At 73.7% G+C, this 14,366-nt stretch carries 14 protein-coding genes; 7 read left to right on the forward strand and 7 right to left on the reverse strand.

All coding sequences use genetic code 11. The features are described 5' to 3' along the window. Window positions 1-53: 53 nt before the first annotated feature. A complete protein-coding gene (locus tag KO717_RS30420) occupies window positions 54-599 on the reverse strand; it encodes a gamma carbonic anhydrase family protein (RefSeq protein WP_301372601.1) in 546 nt (181 codons plus the stop codon). A gap of 139 nt (window positions 600-738) precedes the next feature. On the opposite strand from KO717_RS30420, the gene KO717_RS30425 reads away from it, so the two are divergent. Beyond that, window positions 739-1,485, forward strand: coding sequence for an acyltransferase (locus tag KO717_RS30425; protein WP_301372602.1), 747 nt, complete (start codon window positions 739-741; stop codon window positions 1,483-1,485). 13 nt (window positions 1,486-1,498) lie between these two features. Here KO717_RS30425 and KO717_RS30430 read toward each other — a convergent pair whose 3' ends face one another. Beyond that, the gene (locus KO717_RS30430; protein ID WP_301372603.1) at window positions 1,499-2,365 is read right to left on the reverse strand and encodes a DMT family transporter; all 867 of its coding nucleotides are present in this window, start codon (window positions 2,363-2,365) and stop codon (window positions 1,499-1,501) included. A 104-nt stretch (window positions 2,366-2,469) separates the two neighbouring features. Here KO717_RS30430 and KO717_RS30435 point away from each other — a divergent pair, with 104 nt between their 5' ends. After that, a complete protein-coding gene (locus KO717_RS30435) occupies window positions 2,470-3,126 on the forward strand; it encodes an XRE family transcriptional regulator (protein WP_301374861.1) in 657 nt (218 codons plus the stop codon). On the opposite strand, the gene KO717_RS30440 is transcribed toward KO717_RS30435, so the two are convergent. Further along, window positions 3,123-3,527 carry a CoA-binding protein gene (locus KO717_RS30440; RefSeq protein ID WP_301372604.1) on the reverse strand — a complete coding sequence of 135 codons (405 nt, stop codon included), beginning with the start codon at window positions 3,525-3,527 and terminating at the stop codon, window positions 3,123-3,125. The genes KO717_RS30435 and KO717_RS30440 overlap by 4 nt on opposite strands. A 165-nt stretch (window positions 3,528-3,692) precedes the next feature. Here KO717_RS30440 and KO717_RS30445 point away from each other — a divergent pair, with 165 nt between their 5' ends. Beyond that, window positions 3,693-4,247, forward strand: coding sequence for a hypothetical protein (locus KO717_RS30445; RefSeq protein WP_301372605.1), 555 nt, complete (start codon window positions 3,693-3,695; stop codon window positions 4,245-4,247). On the opposite strand, the gene KO717_RS30450 is transcribed toward KO717_RS30445, so the two are convergent. Further along, the gene (locus KO717_RS30450) at window positions 4,236-4,763 is read right to left on the reverse strand and encodes a hypothetical protein (RefSeq protein WP_301372607.1); all 528 of its coding nucleotides are present in this window, start codon (window positions 4,761-4,763) and stop codon (window positions 4,236-4,238) included. The two genes, KO717_RS30445 and KO717_RS30450, sit on opposite strands and share 12 nt — an antisense overlap. Before the next feature lie 70 nt (window positions 4,764-4,833). On the opposite strand from KO717_RS30450, the gene KO717_RS30455 reads away from it, so the two are divergent. The 3 genes from KO717_RS30455 to KO717_RS30465 all read left to right on the forward strand — a co-directional run bounded on the left by KO717_RS30455 (window position 4,834) and on the right by KO717_RS30465 (window position 9,723). Beyond that, the gene (locus KO717_RS30455) at window positions 4,834-5,460 is read left to right on the forward strand and encodes a YigZ family protein (protein ID WP_301372608.1); all 627 of its coding nucleotides are present in this window, start codon (window positions 4,834-4,836) and stop codon (window positions 5,458-5,460) included. Window positions 5,461-5,545: 85 nt separating this feature from the next. Next, window positions 5,546-6,715 carry an exonuclease SbcCD subunit D gene (locus KO717_RS30460; RefSeq protein ID WP_301372609.1) on the forward strand — a complete coding sequence of 390 codons (1,170 nt, stop codon included), beginning with the start codon at window positions 5,546-5,548 and terminating at the stop codon, window positions 6,713-6,715. Beyond that, complete coding sequence (locus KO717_RS30465) at window positions 6,712-9,723, forward strand: AAA family ATPase (RefSeq protein WP_301372610.1); 3,012 nt, start codon at window positions 6,712-6,714, stop codon at window positions 9,721-9,723. Before KO717_RS30460 ends, KO717_RS30465 begins: the two co-directional genes overlap by 4 nt. On the opposite strand, the gene KO717_RS30470 is transcribed toward KO717_RS30465, so the two are convergent. After that, a complete protein-coding gene (locus KO717_RS30470; RefSeq protein ID WP_030008650.1) occupies window positions 9,713-10,159 on the reverse strand; it encodes an Lrp/AsnC family transcriptional regulator in 447 nt (148 codons plus the stop codon). The genes KO717_RS30465 and KO717_RS30470 overlap by 11 nt on opposite strands. Before the next feature lie 94 nt (window positions 10,160-10,253). Here KO717_RS30470 and KO717_RS30475 point away from each other — a divergent pair, with 94 nt between their 5' ends. Continuing rightward, window positions 10,254-10,784 (forward strand): rhodanese-like domain-containing protein, encoded by a 531-nt coding sequence (locus KO717_RS30475; RefSeq protein WP_301372612.1) that lies wholly within the window; start codon window positions 10,254-10,256, stop codon window positions 10,782-10,784. Between the two features lie 123 nt (window positions 10,785-10,907). Here KO717_RS30475 and KO717_RS30480 read toward each other — a convergent pair whose 3' ends face one another. Together KO717_RS30480 and KO717_RS30485 are read right to left on the reverse strand one after the other, a co-directional pair. Then, window positions 10,908-12,611, reverse strand: coding sequence for a DUF885 domain-containing protein (locus KO717_RS30480; protein WP_301372613.1), 1,704 nt, complete (start codon window positions 12,609-12,611; stop codon window positions 10,908-10,910). Window positions 12,612-12,838: 227 nt separating this feature from the next. Then, entirely contained in the window at window positions 12,839-14,338 is a 1,500-nt protein-coding gene (locus KO717_RS30485; protein ID WP_301372615.1) for a GNAT family N-acetyltransferase, read from the reverse strand. Window positions 14,339-14,366 lie beyond the last annotated feature (28 nt).

Genomic DNA, 14,366 nt, shown 5'->3' on the forward strand with positions numbered 1-14,366 from the left:
CACCCATTTCAAGGACCCAGCACGCGTGTCACCAACGTCCCGGGACAACACACCTAGCCCTCCGGGGTCACCGACGCGCGGTGCTGCTTGGCCAGCTCCACGTACATCAGGGCGTTGACCTTGATGCCCTCGCGCTCCTCGTCGGTCAGCTCACGGCGCACCTTGGCGGGCACGCCCGCCACCAGGGAGCCGGGCGGGACCACCATGCCCTGCGGGACCAGGGCCTGCGCGGCGACCAGCGAACCGGCGCCGATCACGGCGCCGTTCAGCACGGTCGCCCCCATGCCGATCAGACAGTCGTCCTCGACGGTGCAGCCGTGCACGACGGCGTTGTGGCCGATGGAGACCCGCTCGCCGATCGAGACCGGGAAGCCGGGGTCCACGTGCACCGTGCAGTTGTCCTGCACGTTGCTGTCGGCACCGAGCGTGATCGGGCCGCAGTCGGCGCGCAGCACCGCCGAGTACCAGATGCTCGCGCCCGCGGCGAGGGTGACGTCGCCGACCACGACCGAGGTCGGAGCCGTGAAGGCCGTCGGGTCGATGTCCGGGTTCTTGCCGCCGACACCCGCCACGAGTGCCTGGGCCGCCTGGTGCGTCATGTTTCTCTTCCTCTGCGTCCGTCGTCCGGTTGCCGCGCTAACGGCACCGTAGGCCACGCGTGCCGCCGCACCGGCGATGGGGTGAAGATCACAGGAGTGTGGCCGGGGCGAGCGGGGCCCGGCGCACTACCGTGGCCGGGTGCCGAAGAAACAGAACACGTTCTCATCTCTGACGGCCGTGCGCCGCCGGCTGGCGAGCCGCGTGGTCCACACCGGCTGGCGCTGGATGCAGCAGGCCGGGGCGGTCACCGCGCAGACCCCGGGGCGGCTCAGGTTCGGTGCGATCGGGGACGGCACCCGGCTCGCCTTCCCGCAGGGCACCGTCTTCGGTGAGCGGTGGATCCGGCTCGGCGGGCACTGCATCATCGGCGAGCAGGTCACCCTCACCGCCGGGATGATGCCGGACCTGGACCTCGGCTCCGAGCCGATGCTGGTGCTCGGCGACGGGGTGGTCATAGGCCGCAACAGCCATGTCATCGCCGACGCCCGGATCACCATCGGCTCGAACACCTTCTGCGGCCCCGGGGTCTACATCACGTCCACCAACCACAGCTACGACGACCCGCACGAGCCCGTCGGCCGGCAGTGGCCGCGCAACGCCCCGGTCGAGATCGGCCCCGGGTGCTGGCTCGGCACCGGCGCGGTGATCCTTCCGGGCGCGCGCCTCGGCCGCAACGTGGTCGTGGCCGCGGGCGCCGTCGTACGGGGCGAGGTCCCGGACCACGCCGTGGTGGCGGGGGCGCCGGCGCGCATCGTACGGCGCTGGGAGCCGGAGACGGGCTGGCAGCCGCCGCTGCGCACGCCGACGCCGGTGCCGATCCCCGACGGGATGACCCCGGAGCAGCTGCGCGGTCTGGCCGAGCTCGCGGAGGCCGAGCACTCCTAGGCCGTCCTGCAGGTCAGCCCGCAGCCAGGAGAACCGTTCCGGCGAGGGCCAGGCCGGCGCCCGCGGCCTGCACCGTGCGCAGCCGTTCCTTGAGTACGGCGAAGGCGGCGAGCGCGGTGATCACCGGGTAGAGCGAGGACAGTACGGCGGCCATGGTGACCGGGCCGTTCTGGGCGGCTATGGAGTACGTGCCGTTGGCCGCGACGTCCGCGAGGCCGACGAAGGCCAGGGCGGGCAGCAGCCCCCAGAGGAGCTTCGGGCCGGCGCCGGCCGGAAGGGCGGGAATGCCGCGCCGGGTCTGCGTCCACAGGGCGGCGCCACCCACGGCGACATTGGTGACCCGCTGCACGAACAGCGCGAGGAACAGTCCGGTGACGCTGCTGGACGCCTCCGAGATCAGGGCCATCACCGCGCCGAAGCCGAAGGCCGCGACCAGGGTGAGGATGACGGCCTGCCGCTGGACGGGCGCGCCGCGCAGCTCCGGGCCGCCCGCCAGGACGATGCCGACGACGGCCACCGCGATCCCCGCGAACTGCCCGAGGCCGGGCCGCTCGCCCAGGAGCAGCCCCGCGGTGACGGGCACGACCACGCCGAGGGAGCCCAGCGGCGAGACCACGCCCATCGGGCCGAGGGCCAGCGCCTTGTAGAAGCTGAGCATGGCGACCGGTCCGACCAGGCCCGCGCCGACCGCGAACCACAGCTGCGGGCCCGCCTCCCGCCAGGCGCCGGTGCCGAGGACCACCGCGCCGAGCACGACCACGGCGACGACCTGCGAGACGACGACCACCGTGAGCGCCGGGATCCGGCGGGTCAGCAGCCCGCCGCCGAAGTCGGCGAGCCCCCACAGCACAGCTGTGGCCAGGGCGAAGAGGGCGGTCATGGGGCCTCGCAGTACAGTGCAGTGAACGCGGGAGTGCAGGATCGAACACAGAACACGTTAGTGCACCCTGTTGGACTGTGTCATCCAGAATATTGGACGGAATGGTGTCGGACCTCGAACAGCTCACCCAGGCGCTCGCCCGGAACCTCAAGCGGTGGCGCGGCGAGCGCGGTTTCACCCTGGACTCCCTGGCGGCCCGCGCGGGAGTGAGCCGCGGGATGATCATCCAGATCGAGCAGGCCCGTACGAACCCCAGCGTGGGCACCACGGTCAGGCTGGCCGACGCGCTGGGCGTCAGCATCTCCGCGCTCCTCGACCACGACCGGGGCCCGCAGGTCCGCGTCGTTCCACCGGACCAGGTGGTGCGGATCTGGTCCAGCGAGGCGGGCAGTTCGACGACGATGCTGATCGGCACCGACGAGCGCGGGCCGATGGAGCTGTGGACCTGGCACCTGGTGCCGGGCGAGGGGACGGACTCCGTCCCGCACCCGTCCGGCACCATCGAGATGCTGCACGTCACGGCAGGAGAGCTGACCCTGGTGGTCGGCGAGGAGGAGTTCCGCGTCCCGGCCGGGGCCGCGGCCGCGTTCGAGGCGAACCTCGCGCACTCCTACCGCAACGACGGCTCCGTACCGATGGAGATGACCCTCGCGGTGTCGGTCCCGCCGGTCTCGGCACCGGTGCCCGCGCACGCGCACGCCACCGCACACACGCACGGGGGCACCGGCACCGGCACCGGCACCGGCGCGTCCGCCGGCTAGAGCGCCGGGATCTCGATCGCGGGGCAGCGGTCCATGACCATCGTCAGCCCCGCCCCGCGGGTGCGGGCGTACGCGGCCTCGTCGATCACGCCGAGCTGGAACCAGACGGCCTCGGCGCCGACGGACGCCGCCTGGTCGGCGACGGGGCCGGCCAGCTCGCTGTTCACGAAGACGTCCACCACGTCCACCTTGAACGGGATGTCCGCCAGCGAGGCGTACCCGGGCTCACCGTGCACGGTCTCGGCCTTGGGGTGCACGGGGATCACACGCTTGCCGAAGCGCTGGAGCACGCGGGCCACCCCGTAGGCCGCGCGGTCCTGGTTGTTCGAGAGCCCCACCACGGCCCAGGTGTCGCCGAGCTCGGTGAGGATCTTGCGGATGGTTGCCGGATCGCCGTACACGTGTGCCGCCTCCTGATGCCCTTGTCCCCGCCGGCCCTGTCCGCCGTTTCCCGACCGCCTCGGACCGGCCGGCGCTCAGCGGCGTCAACCGAAAACCTCCGGGCGCCATTCCCCGGGGCCGCTCTGTAGTCTGTCGATCCGTTCGAACGGTACGAGGGGTGGGACGTGGACACGCTGGTGGAGGGCTCCGTCGTGGAGGCCCTGCGCACGGGTGAGCGCGAGGCGGTCCGCCTGTACGTGGCCGCCTGCGCCGAACGCATGGCGCCCCTGTTCATCGGCATGCGGGCGGGCATGCCGGACCGCGCAGCCGATCTCGACCTCTGCGTTGAGTCCGTGCAAGGCCTCTGGTACGCGGACCGGGCGCTGCCCGACGCGGCCGAGCGGGTGCGCGCGCTGGAGGGTTTCCCGGAACTGCAGCTTTGCGAAGAGGGCATCACCGATGTCGCGGGGACGTATGCCTTCTTCGGCGTCCTCGTCCTGCGGTACGCACTGCTGGCCAATGCCTCGGCGGATGCCGACCACGCACTGTCCTGCGGTCATGCCGCGCTCACCGCGATGGGCCTGCTGGACCAGAACCTGGCCGGTGGCGGCGGCTTCCGGGCCGAGGAGGAAGCGCTGCAGGCCCGCTCGGTGAGCGGTGACGCCGCGGGCCTGTGGGAAGCGAGCGTCGCGTCGGGGCGCGAGAGGTTCCGGGCCGTGCTGGGCTGCCTACCCCGCTGACGGGTCCACGTTCCAGACCGCCGGCAGGGATGCGTCGCAGAAGACGCAGACGAAGTGCTCCTCCCGGACGACGTTCAGCTGCGCGCAGGCAGGGCAGCGCCGGAAGACCACCTCGTGGGTGAAGCCGTCCGGGCGCAGGCCGAGTCCCGCCGCGTCCAGGGCGTCCGCGACGGCCGGCCACGAGCCGGGGTCCGGGCAGTATCCGGTCGACTGGTTGCTCACCGCACGGACCACCCACCGCCCGGACCCCCGCCCGAAGGTGATCTCCCCGGCGCTCAGCACCGTGCCGCCGCCGGAGCAGACCACGTGCTCGCTGCGCCGCGGCGCGAGCCGCAGCACACCGGCGCGGTCCACGACGAAGGTGAAGGGCTCGGACAGCTCGGCCGCCGCCGGGCCCGAGGCCCAGTCCTCGAACTCGGCGGCCGAGCGGATGCTCCGGCCCTCGCCCTCCGGCCGGACGAGCGCCCTCAGCTCGGCCGGTCCCACGTACCGGTAGTTCCACCCCCGCAGCACCATGTCCGCCAACCTACCCCCGGCCCCGCCACGGACGGGCGGGAGCCCGTTCTGCACCGCTTAGGGTGGTGAGGTGAAGGCAGACCAGTACGTGACGGTGGCCCGTGAGGGCGTGCACGAGTCCGAGATCAACCGCTCGCGCTTCCTGTGCTCGCTCGCGCCCGCCGCGACCGAGCAGGAGGCCCAGGACTTCGTCGCCCGCATCCGCAAGGAGCACCCCACCGCCACGCACAACTGCTTCGCCTACGTCGTCGGCGCGGACGCCTCCGTCCAGAAGGCCAGCGACGACGGCGAGCCCGGCGGCACCGCCGGGGTGCCCATGCTGCAGATGCTCATGCGCCGCGACATCCGCTACGCGGTCGCCGTCGTCACCCGCTACTACGGCGGCGTGAAGCTCGGCGCCGGCGGCCTGATCAGGGCCTACGGCGGGGTCGTCGGCGAGGCCCTCGACGAGCTCGGCACCGTCACCCGGCGCCGCTACCGGCTGGCCACCGTCACCGTCGACCACCAGCGGGCCGGCAAGACCCAGAACGATCTGCGCTCCACCGGCCGGACCGTGGTGGACCTGCGCTACGGGGCCGAGGTGGAGATAGAGGTGGCCCTCCCGGAGGCGGACCTGCCCGCCTTCGAGGCCTGGCTCGCCGACACCACCGCGGGCAGCGCCGGTCTCACCCTCGGCGGAGAGACGTACGCGCCCTGAGCGCCCCCGGGGACGGGTTAGCGTAGAGGGGTTCAGCGGGCGGGAGACGACCAGGGGGAGACGGCATGCGCGGCGGGGCCGGCGAGTGAAGTTCCTGCACACCTCCGACTGGCACCTCGGCCGGGCCTTCCACCGGGTCAACCTGCTGGGCGCCCAGGCGCTCTTCATCGACCACCTCGTCGAGACCGTGCGCGAACGCGAGGTCGACGCCGTCCTCGTCGCCGGTGACGTCTACGACCGGGCCGTGCCCCCGCTGTCCGCCGTCGAGCTGTACGACCGGGCCCTCCACCGCCTCGCCGACCTCGGCGTACCCACCGTGATGATCTCCGGCAACCACGACTCCGCGCGCCGCCTCGGCGTCGGGGCCGGGCTGATCGACCGCGCCGGGATCCACCTGCGGACCGACCCGGCCGGCTGCGCCGACCCCGTCGTCCTGGCCGACGTACACGGTGACGTGGCGCTGTACGGCCTGCCGTACCTGGAGCCCGCCCTGGTCAAGGACCAGTTCGGCGCGGAGAAGGTGAGTCACGAGGCGGTCCTCGGTGCCGCCATGGACCGGATCCGGGCCGACCTGGCCACCCGCGCGCCCGGCACCCGTTCGGTCGTCCTCGCACACGCCTTCGTCACGGGCGGACAGGCCAGCGACAGCGAACGCGACATCACCGTCGGCGGGGTCGAGGCCGTGCCCGCCTCCGTCTTCGACGGCGTGGACTACGCCGCCCTCGGCCACCTCCACGGCTGCCAGACGATCAACGAACGGGTCCGCTACTCCGGTTCCCCGCTCGCCTACTCCTTCTCCGAGGCCGGCCACCGCAAGACCATGTGGCTGATCGAACTCGGCGCGCAGGGCGGGATCGCCGCCGCCGAGCGGATCGACGCCCCCGTCCCGCGCACCCTCGCCCGGCTCCGCGGACGGCTGGAGGACCTGCTGCAGGATCCGGCGCACCAGGTCCACGAGGACGCCTGGGTCGAGGCCACTCTCACCGACCCGGTCCGCCCCGACGACCCCATGGCCCGCCTCGCCGCACGCTTCCCGCACACCCTCACCCTCGCCTTCGACCCCGAGGGCCGCCAGGAGGAGACCGGCGCGTCCTACGCCCAGCGGCTCAAGGGCCGCAGCGACCAGGAGATCGCCGAGGACTTCGTCGCCCACGTACGCGGCGGCGGCCATGCCGACGAGGCCGAACGGGCCGTCCTCCAGGGCGCCTTCGACGACGTACGCGCCGACGACAGCCACCGGGAGACCCACCGATGAGGCTCCACCGGCTGGCCGTGACCGCCTTCGGACCGTTCGCCGAACCCCAGGAGATCGATTTCGACGCCCTGTCCGGCGCCGGCATCTTCCTCCTGCACGGACCCACCGGCGCCGGGAAGACCTCCGTGCTCGACGCCGTCTGCTACGCGCTCTACGGTTCCGTGCCCGGCCCCCGCCAGGCCCCCGGCACGAGCCTGCGAAGCGACCACGCCGCGGCCCACACCCCGACCGAGGTCACCCTCGAACTCACCGCGGGCGGCCGCCGCCTGGAGATCACCCGGCGGCCCGAACAGGAGCGCCCGAAGAAGCGCGGCACGGGCACCACCAAGGACAAGGCCCAGAGCTGGCTGCGCGAGCACACCGGCGCGGGCTGGGAGCCGCTCAGCCGCTCCCACCAGGAGATCGGCGAGGAGATCGAGCAGCTGCTCGGCATGAGCCGCGAGCAGTTCTGCCAGGTCGTACTGCTGCCGCAAGGGGAGTTCGCCCGCTTCCTGCGCGCCGACGAGGCAGCCCGAGGCCGGCTGCTCGGCCGGCTCTTCGACACCCGCCGCTTCGCCGCAGTCGAGGCCCTGCTCGGCGAGCGCCGCCGGGCCGCCGAGGCCAAGGTCCGGGCCGGCGACGAGAAGGTGCTCCACACCGCCCAGCGGCTCGCCCAGGCCGCCGGGGACAGCGCCGATCTGCGGGCCTGGCCCATGCCCGGACACCAGCCGGGCGATCCCGGGCTCGCCGAGGCCGTCCGGGCCTGGGCGGCCGTCGCCCGCTGCGCGGCCCGCGAACGCCTCGACGTCGCCGAGTACGCACTGGCCGCCGTCGAGAGCCGGCACGCCGCCGCACGGCGCGCGGCCGAGGACGCCCGGGAGCTCGACCGGCTGCAGCGCCGGCACGCGGAGACCCTGCGCCGGGCCGCCCTGCTCGCCGAGGCGGCGCCCGAGCGGGAGCGGGTGCACGGCCTGCTGGACCGGGCCCGGCGCGGCGCCCTGGTGGCCCCCGCCCTGGAGCTGCGCGGCGCCGCCTCCGCCGCGCACCTCGCCGCCGCGCACGCCGAGGCCTCCGCCCGCGCGCAGCTCCCGCCGACGCTGAAGGAGGCGGGAGCCGAGCAGCTCGCCGACATCGAGCAGCGGCTGCGCGAAGCCCTCGGCGCGCTCGGCGCGGCGCAGCGGACCGAACAGCGCAGCGCCGAGATCGGCCGTGAACGGGCCGACCTGGAACGGGAGTCCCGGGCGGCCGACGAGCAGCACCAGGAGTCCGCCGAATGGCTGGAGCGCTGGGAGGCGACCCGGACGGCGCTGCAGGAGCGCGCGGACGCCGCCCAGCAGGCCGCCACCCTGGCCGAGCAGCTCGCGGGCCGGCTGGAACCCGCCCGCATGCAGCTGAACGCCGCCCGCCGGCGGGACGAGCTCGATGCCGACGCGGCGCGCGCCTCGGCCGAACTGCTCACCCTGCGCGAGGAGTCGGCCGCCGCCCGGGAGCGCTGGCTGGAGCTCAAGGAGGCCCGCCTGCGCGGGATCGCCGCCGAGCTCGCCGAGTCACTGGTGGCCGGGGAGGCCTGCACGGTGTGCGGGTCCGCGGAACACCCCGCTCCGGCCCGCCCGGCCCCCGGCCACGTGGACCGCGCGGCCGAGGACGCGGCCCACGCCCACTTCGAACGGGCCGAGCAGACCCGGGCCGCCGTCGAGCGCCGGCTCGCCGCCGCGCAGGAGGCCCGCGCCGAGGCCGCGGCCGCCGCCGGCGAGACCACCACCGCCGAACTCCTTGACCTGACCGCCGACCTGAGTGCCCGCCATGCCGCCGCCCACGCCGCGGCAGCCGGCCTGCACGCCGCCCGTGAGCGGCTCGCCCGGGCCGAGCGGGAGCACGCCGCGCGCAGCGCCGACCGGCAGGGCGCCGAGACCCGGGCCGCCGCCAGGGCCTCCCGGCGCGAGGCCCTGGACCGCGAACAGGCCGGGCTGGAGGCCGAACTCGCCCTCGTACGGGACGGCGCTCCCAGCGTCGCGGCCCGTGCCCGCACCCTGGAGGACCGGGTCCGGATGGTCTCCGGCGCGGCCACCTCGCTGCGCAGGGCCGAGACCACCGCGGCCCGGCTGAAGGAGGCCGACGACCAGCTCGCCGATGCCGCGTTCAAGGCCGGCTTCGACACCGTCGAGGCCGCCGCCGACGCGGTGCTCCCCGAGTACGAACGCACCGCGCTCCAGCACCGGCTGGACGCCTGGCAGACGGAGGAGGCCCTGCTGGCGGACCGCCGTCGCGAGACCGGCGCCGCCGAAGCGGCAGCCCTGCCTCCGGCCGCACCGGAGGCGGCCGAGGCGTACGAGGCCAGGGCCGCGGCGAAGCTTCGTACGGCAGGTTCGGCGGCCGACGCGGCCCGGGTGCGGTGCACGGAGCTCGACCGGCTCTCCCGGCAGGCCGAGCAGGAGCTGCGCGCGCTGGGCCCGCTGCGCGAGGCCTACGACCGCGTCGCCCGGCTGGCCGGACTCACCGCCGGCACCTCCGCCGACAACGAACGCAAGATGCGCCTGGAGGCCTACGTACTGGCCGCCCGCCTGGAACAGGTGGCCGCCGCCGCGACGGTACGGTTGCTGCGCATGTCCGGCGGCCGCTACACCCTGGTCCACTCCGACGCGCGGGCGGGCGGACGGGGGCGCTCCGGCCTCGGACTGCACGTGGTCGACGCGTGGACCGGCAGTGAGCGGGACACCGCCACCCTGTCGGGCGGCGAGACCTTCTTCGCCTCGCTCGCCCTGGCGCTCGGCCTCGCCGACGTGGTCACCGACGAGGCGGGCGGGATGCGCCTCGACACCCTCTTCATCGACGAGGGCTTCGGCAGCCTCGACGACCAGGCGCTGGACGAGGTGCTCGACGTCCTGGACTCGCTGCGCGAGCGGGACCGCAGTGTCGGCATCGTCAGCCACGTCGCCGACCTGCGGACGCGGGTCCAGGCCCAGCTGGAGATCGTCAAGCAGCGCGGCGGCTCCGTGGTGCGCCACCGGACGGCGGCGCTCACGGACTGAGGGGCCTGCGGGGCAGCGGAGAGGAGTAGACGATGCTCGTCGTCACCGATCCGAGCCCCGCGATCCGGCCCGTGACCTCCTCCAGGTGGGACATCGAGCGGGTCGCGACCTTGAGGACGAAGCAGTCGTCGCCCGTGACGTGGTGGGCCTCCAGGATCTCCGGGGTGGCCTCCAGGAAGTCGTGGAAGGGCTTGTAGTTGCCGTGCGGGTAGCGCAGCCGCACCAGGGCGAGGATCGACTTGCCGAGCCTCTCCGGGTCCACCACCGCCGTGTAGCCGGTGATGATGCCGGTCTCCTCCAGCCGGCGGACCCGCTCGGTGACGGCGCTCGCCGACATGGACACGGAGCGGGCGAGCTCGGTGAAACTGGCGCGGCCGTCCCGCTGGAGCGCTTCGAGGATCCGCCAGTCGGTGGCGTCAGGGGAATAGTCGGTCATGATGCAGGTCTAGCAGGGGATTCCCCGGTCGGACAAGGAAAAGCCCGGGGAAACCCACTTCCGACGATGATCAACAGATCGTAGATTTCTTGCCATGACGACGACGCAGACGCACACGAACCAGCCGGGCTCCGCCGCCCCCGCCACCACCAACCCCGTGCTCCGGGTGCCCCCGGCCTCCCCGGCCGCGGCCGCCGCGTACTTCGCCGCCAGCCTGGCCTTCCACGCGGACGTGTCGGACGTGGCCGCCGCCTTCAAGGCCCACCGCGAGCAGGGCGCCGAGCTCGGCTTCCAGCTCGTCGACTCCCGCTCCACTCCTTCCTGGGACCAGGCTCATGTGCCCGGCGCCGTCCACCTGCCCACCGCCCTCATCCCCGAACAGGCCGAGCGGCTCCTGGACAGGAGCGTCCCTGTGGTCACGTACTGCTGGGGCCCCGGCTGCAACGGAGGCACCCGCTCCGCCCTCGCCCTGGCCGAACTCGGCTTCCAGGTCAAGGAGATGCTCGGCGGCATCGAGTACTGGATCCGCGAGGGCTTCGAGGTCGAGACCTGGCAGGGCAGCCAGCAGCGCGCCGAGGCCGACCCGCTGACCGCGCCGACCGACTCGGACGACTGCGGCTGCTGAGGTGAGCGCCTTACGGGGCCGTGGGCCGGCACACACGTACCGGGCCCACGCGGACGGGCCGCCCACCCCCTCGGGGATGAGCGGCCCGTCCGTCGTTCGCCGCCGGGCGGCCGAGCCCGGGTGTCAGAGCTTCGACAGCTCGTCCACCAGGTCGTCCAGTCCCAGCGAGCCCTGCGACAGCGCCGCCATGTGCCAGGCCTTCAGGTCGAAGGAATCGCCGTGCGCGGCACGCGCGTTGTCCCGGCCCAGGAGCCAGGCGCGCTCACCCAGCTTGTAGCCGATCGCCTGTCCCGGCATCGACAGGTAGCGGGTCAGCTCGCTCTCGACGAAGTCCGCCGGCCGGCCGCTGTGCAGGCCGAAGAACTCCTGCGCCAGGTCCACCGTCCACTGCTCGCCCGGGTGGAACGGCGAGTCCGCCGGGATCTCCAGGCCCACGTGCATGCCGATGTCCACGATGACGCGCGCCGCGCGCATCATCTGGCAGTCCAGGTAACCCAGGCGCTGCTCGGCGTCCTTGAGGTAGCCCAGCTCGTCCATCAGCCGCTCCGCGTACAGCGCCCAGCCCTCGGCGTTGGCACTGACCATGCCGACGGTGGCCTGGTAGCGCGAGAGCTGGTCCGCCACGTGCGTCCACTGCGCGAGCTGCAGGTGGTGGCCCGGCACGCCCTCGTGGTACCAGGTGGACACCAGGTCGTACACGGGGAAGCGGGTCAGGCCCATGGTGGGCAGCCAGGTGCGGCCCGGGCGGGAGAAGTCCTCGGAAGGGGACGTGTAGTACGGGGCCGCGGGGCCGCCCGGCGGGGCGATGCGGGACTCCACCTTGCGGACGCGCTCGGCGAGTTCGAAGTGCGTGCCGTCGAGGTTCTCGATGGCTTCGTCCATCAGGCCCTGCAGCCAGGCCTGGACCTCGTCCACGCCCTCGATGTGGGTGCCGTGCTGGTCCAGGTGCTTCAGCGCCTCCCAGGGGCCGGCACCCGGGAGGATCTTGGCAGCCTCGGACTTCATCTCGGCGAGCAGCCGGTGGTACTCCGACCAGCCGTAGGCGTACGCCTCTTCCAGGTCCAGGTCGGTGCCGTTGAAGAAACGGGCCCAGCGGGCGTAGCGCTCGCGGCCCACGGTGTCGGGCTTGCCCTCGACGGCCGGGGCGTACACCGCGCTCATCCAGTCGCGCAGTTCGACGACGGCGGCGGTCGCGGCGGCGGCCGCGGCGTCCAGTTCGGCGCGCAGGGAGTCCGGGCCGGCGGAGACGAAGCCCTCGAAGAAGGGCGCCTCGGAGCCGTCCTGGCCGACCCAGGTCGTGAGCTGGCCGATCATGGTGGTGGTGGCGCGGGGGCCACCGTACAGGCCGCGCTCCAGGCCGAGTCCGAGGCTCTCGCGGTAGCCGTCGAAGGCGGCGGGTACGGCGCGCAGGCGCTCGGCGATCGCCGCCCAGTCCTCGTCGGTGTCGGCGGGGGTCAGGGAGAAGATCTCACGGACGGAGTGCGCGGGGCTGTGGATGTTGCTGACCGCGCACAGGTCCTCGTCGGCCTCGAGTACGGCGAGCTCGGCGGTGAGGCGCTCGCGCAGCAGCCGCGCGCAGCGGCGTTCGGCGTCGCTGTCGGCGCCCGGCGCCGACTCGGCGGCGTCGAGCTGCGTGAGGGTCTCGCGGATGAGCCCGGCTACGGCCGCACGGCCCGCCGGGGAGAAGTCCGGGAGCTTGCTCGAACTCGCGGCGACACCGAGGTAGGTCCCCGTGATCGGGTCGAGGGCGATGAGGTCGTCGACGTACGCGTCGGCCACCTGGCGGGGCAGCCGCGGTGCACTGCCGTTGTGGAGGGTCTCTGACATGCGGACATCTTCGTATGCGGGACGGGTTCCCGTCATCACCGATTGCCGTCGGACTGCTGACGTGGGCCGGAGCAGGGTCGGTAATGCGTGCGAGAAATCTTCAACGACCGTGCCGGACAAGCGACTTCACGTCCCCGGGGCACGGGCCGCCGGGGACGTGGCGCGCTTAGCTTGGCCGGATTCCGCCGGAGCCGGTGCCCGGTCGGGGCCCCGGTCCGGGCGGATCGTCAAGGACGGCGGCGCGGAGCCGACTGCTCCTGCGGGCGCTCGTGCGGGAACTCGCGGGGATGCTCGTAGGGAAGTTCGTGGGGAAGTTCGTAGGGCAGCCGGGAGCTGACCGGGGTCGCGTCCAGCCGGGCCGTGACCACCAGGGTGCCCTCCTCGATCTGGTAGTCGAGGGGGAGGCCGAGGCCGCGCATGGCGGCGACCATGCCGGTGTTGGAGGCCTGGGTGACGGCGTACACACTGTCGCATCCGGCCTCGACGGCCATCGCGATGAGCCGGCGCAGCAGCTCGGAACCGATGCCGCGGCGCTGCCAGTCGTCCTCGATGAGCAGGGCGACCTCGGTCTCGTCTCCGTCCCACAGCAGGTGGCCGAGGGCGACGAGCTTCCCGGAGGCGGTGGTCGCGGCGAGGGTGCGGCCGAAGCGGGGGCTCAGCAGGTGGGCGAGGTAGCGGTCGGCGTCGTGGACGGGGCCGTGGTAGCGCAGCGACAGGGTGCGCTCGGAGCAGCGGTCGTGCATGGCGCGGGCCGCGGGCAGGTCGGAGCCGTCGGCGCGACGCACGGTGATCTCATTGCCCTCGGGCAGGGTCAGTACGTCCTGGCTGCGGGGGACGCGGGGGCCGAGCCGGGCGTCGAGCTCGACGAGGGCGCGGGCCCGCGCGAACTCGGTCGGGGTGAAGGGAAGGTAGGGCCGCTCCACGGTGATCGCACCGCCGGAGGGGTCGCGCAGCCGCATGACCGTGGCCTCCAGGACCCCCTCGACCGGGGCGTCCGCGCCGGCGTTGGGACGGCCGGAGAGGGTGGTCGCCGGGATCGAGTGGATCGTGCAGCGGCCGAGCAGCTGGCGCAGGGCGAGGGGCAGCTCGGCGGCGTCCAGGGCGGTGCGGGTGGCGAGACCGAGGACCCGCGTCGGGGTGTCGACCAGGTCGTGGGCGTCGGCGCGCTCGATCCAGGTGCTGTGGCCGCCGGCCCGGGAGATCGCCCGGGCGAGGTCGGCGGAGGGCAGCTCCTGCGGGGCGCGCAGCAGGAACTCGTCGACCGTGCCGCCCTCGGGGAGCGGGTGCGTCTGGAGGGTCAGGATGTCGACGCCGTTGCGGGCGAGGGCGGTGCAGAGGGCGGCCAGGGAGCCCGGCTCGTCCCGTACGGTCGTGCGCATCCGCCAGAGGGCGGTGCTGCTGGCGGTCGCGGTTGCCGTTGCTGTCGCGGTCGTGGTCGTGCCGGGGCTCGTCGACGGGAGGTGCGGATCCGGCTCGGTGGGGGCTGTGCTCCGCGGCGGGGGTGCATGGCTGTGGCGCCGTGCCCACCAGGTGTGGAAGGCCGCCGTCACCAGGAGTACGACGGCCGAGGCCACGAGCAGGACCGGGCCCCGCGGGCCGTGCGCGACGAGATTGGCGATGGCGTCGGCCACCGCGACGGCGCAGAACATTGCGGCGAGTTCGACGACGTCGCGGCGCCAGTGGTGACGGTGGGAACGGTGGGCGGAGGTGGGGTTACGGTCAGTCATGCACACCACTGTGGCGCAGGGGTGTTGC

Origin of the sequence: Streptomyces xanthophaeus (assembly GCF_030440515.1) — a bacterium.
GTDB lineage: Bacteria > Actinomycetota > Actinomycetes > Streptomycetales > Streptomycetaceae > Streptomyces > Streptomyces kutzneri.

Excerpts from the sequence above, each read along its gene's own strand:
- KO717_RS30420 (WP_301372601.1), bottom strand. The coding sequence starts at position 599 with ATGACGCACCAGGCGGCCCAGGCACTCGTGGCGGGTGTCGGCGGCAAG.
- KO717_RS30430 (WP_301372603.1), bottom strand. The coding sequence starts at position 2,365 with ATGACCGCCCTCTTCGCCCTGGCCACAGCTGTGCTGTGGGGGCTCGCC.
- KO717_RS30450 (WP_301372607.1), bottom strand. The coding sequence starts at position 4,763 with ATGGTGCTGCGGGGGTGGAACTACCGGTACGTGGGACCGGCCGAGCTG.
- KO717_RS30465 (WP_301372610.1), top strand. The coding sequence starts at position 6,712 with ATGAGGCTCCACCGGCTGGCCGTGACCGCCTTCGGACCGTTCGCCGAA.
- KO717_RS30470 (WP_030008650.1), bottom strand. The coding sequence starts at position 10,159 with ATGACCGACTATTCCCCTGACGCCACCGACTGGCGGATCCTCGAAGCG.
- KO717_RS30475 (WP_301372612.1), top strand. The coding sequence starts at position 10,254 with ATGACGACGACGCAGACGCACACGAACCAGCCGGGCTCCGCCGCCCCC.
- KO717_RS30480 (WP_301372613.1), bottom strand. The coding sequence starts at position 12,611 with ATGTCAGAGACCCTCCACAACGGCAGTGCACCGCGGCTGCCCCGCCAG.
- KO717_RS30485 (WP_301372615.1), bottom strand. The coding sequence starts at position 14,338 with ATGACTGACCGTAACCCCACCTCCGCCCACCGTTCCCACCGTCACCAC.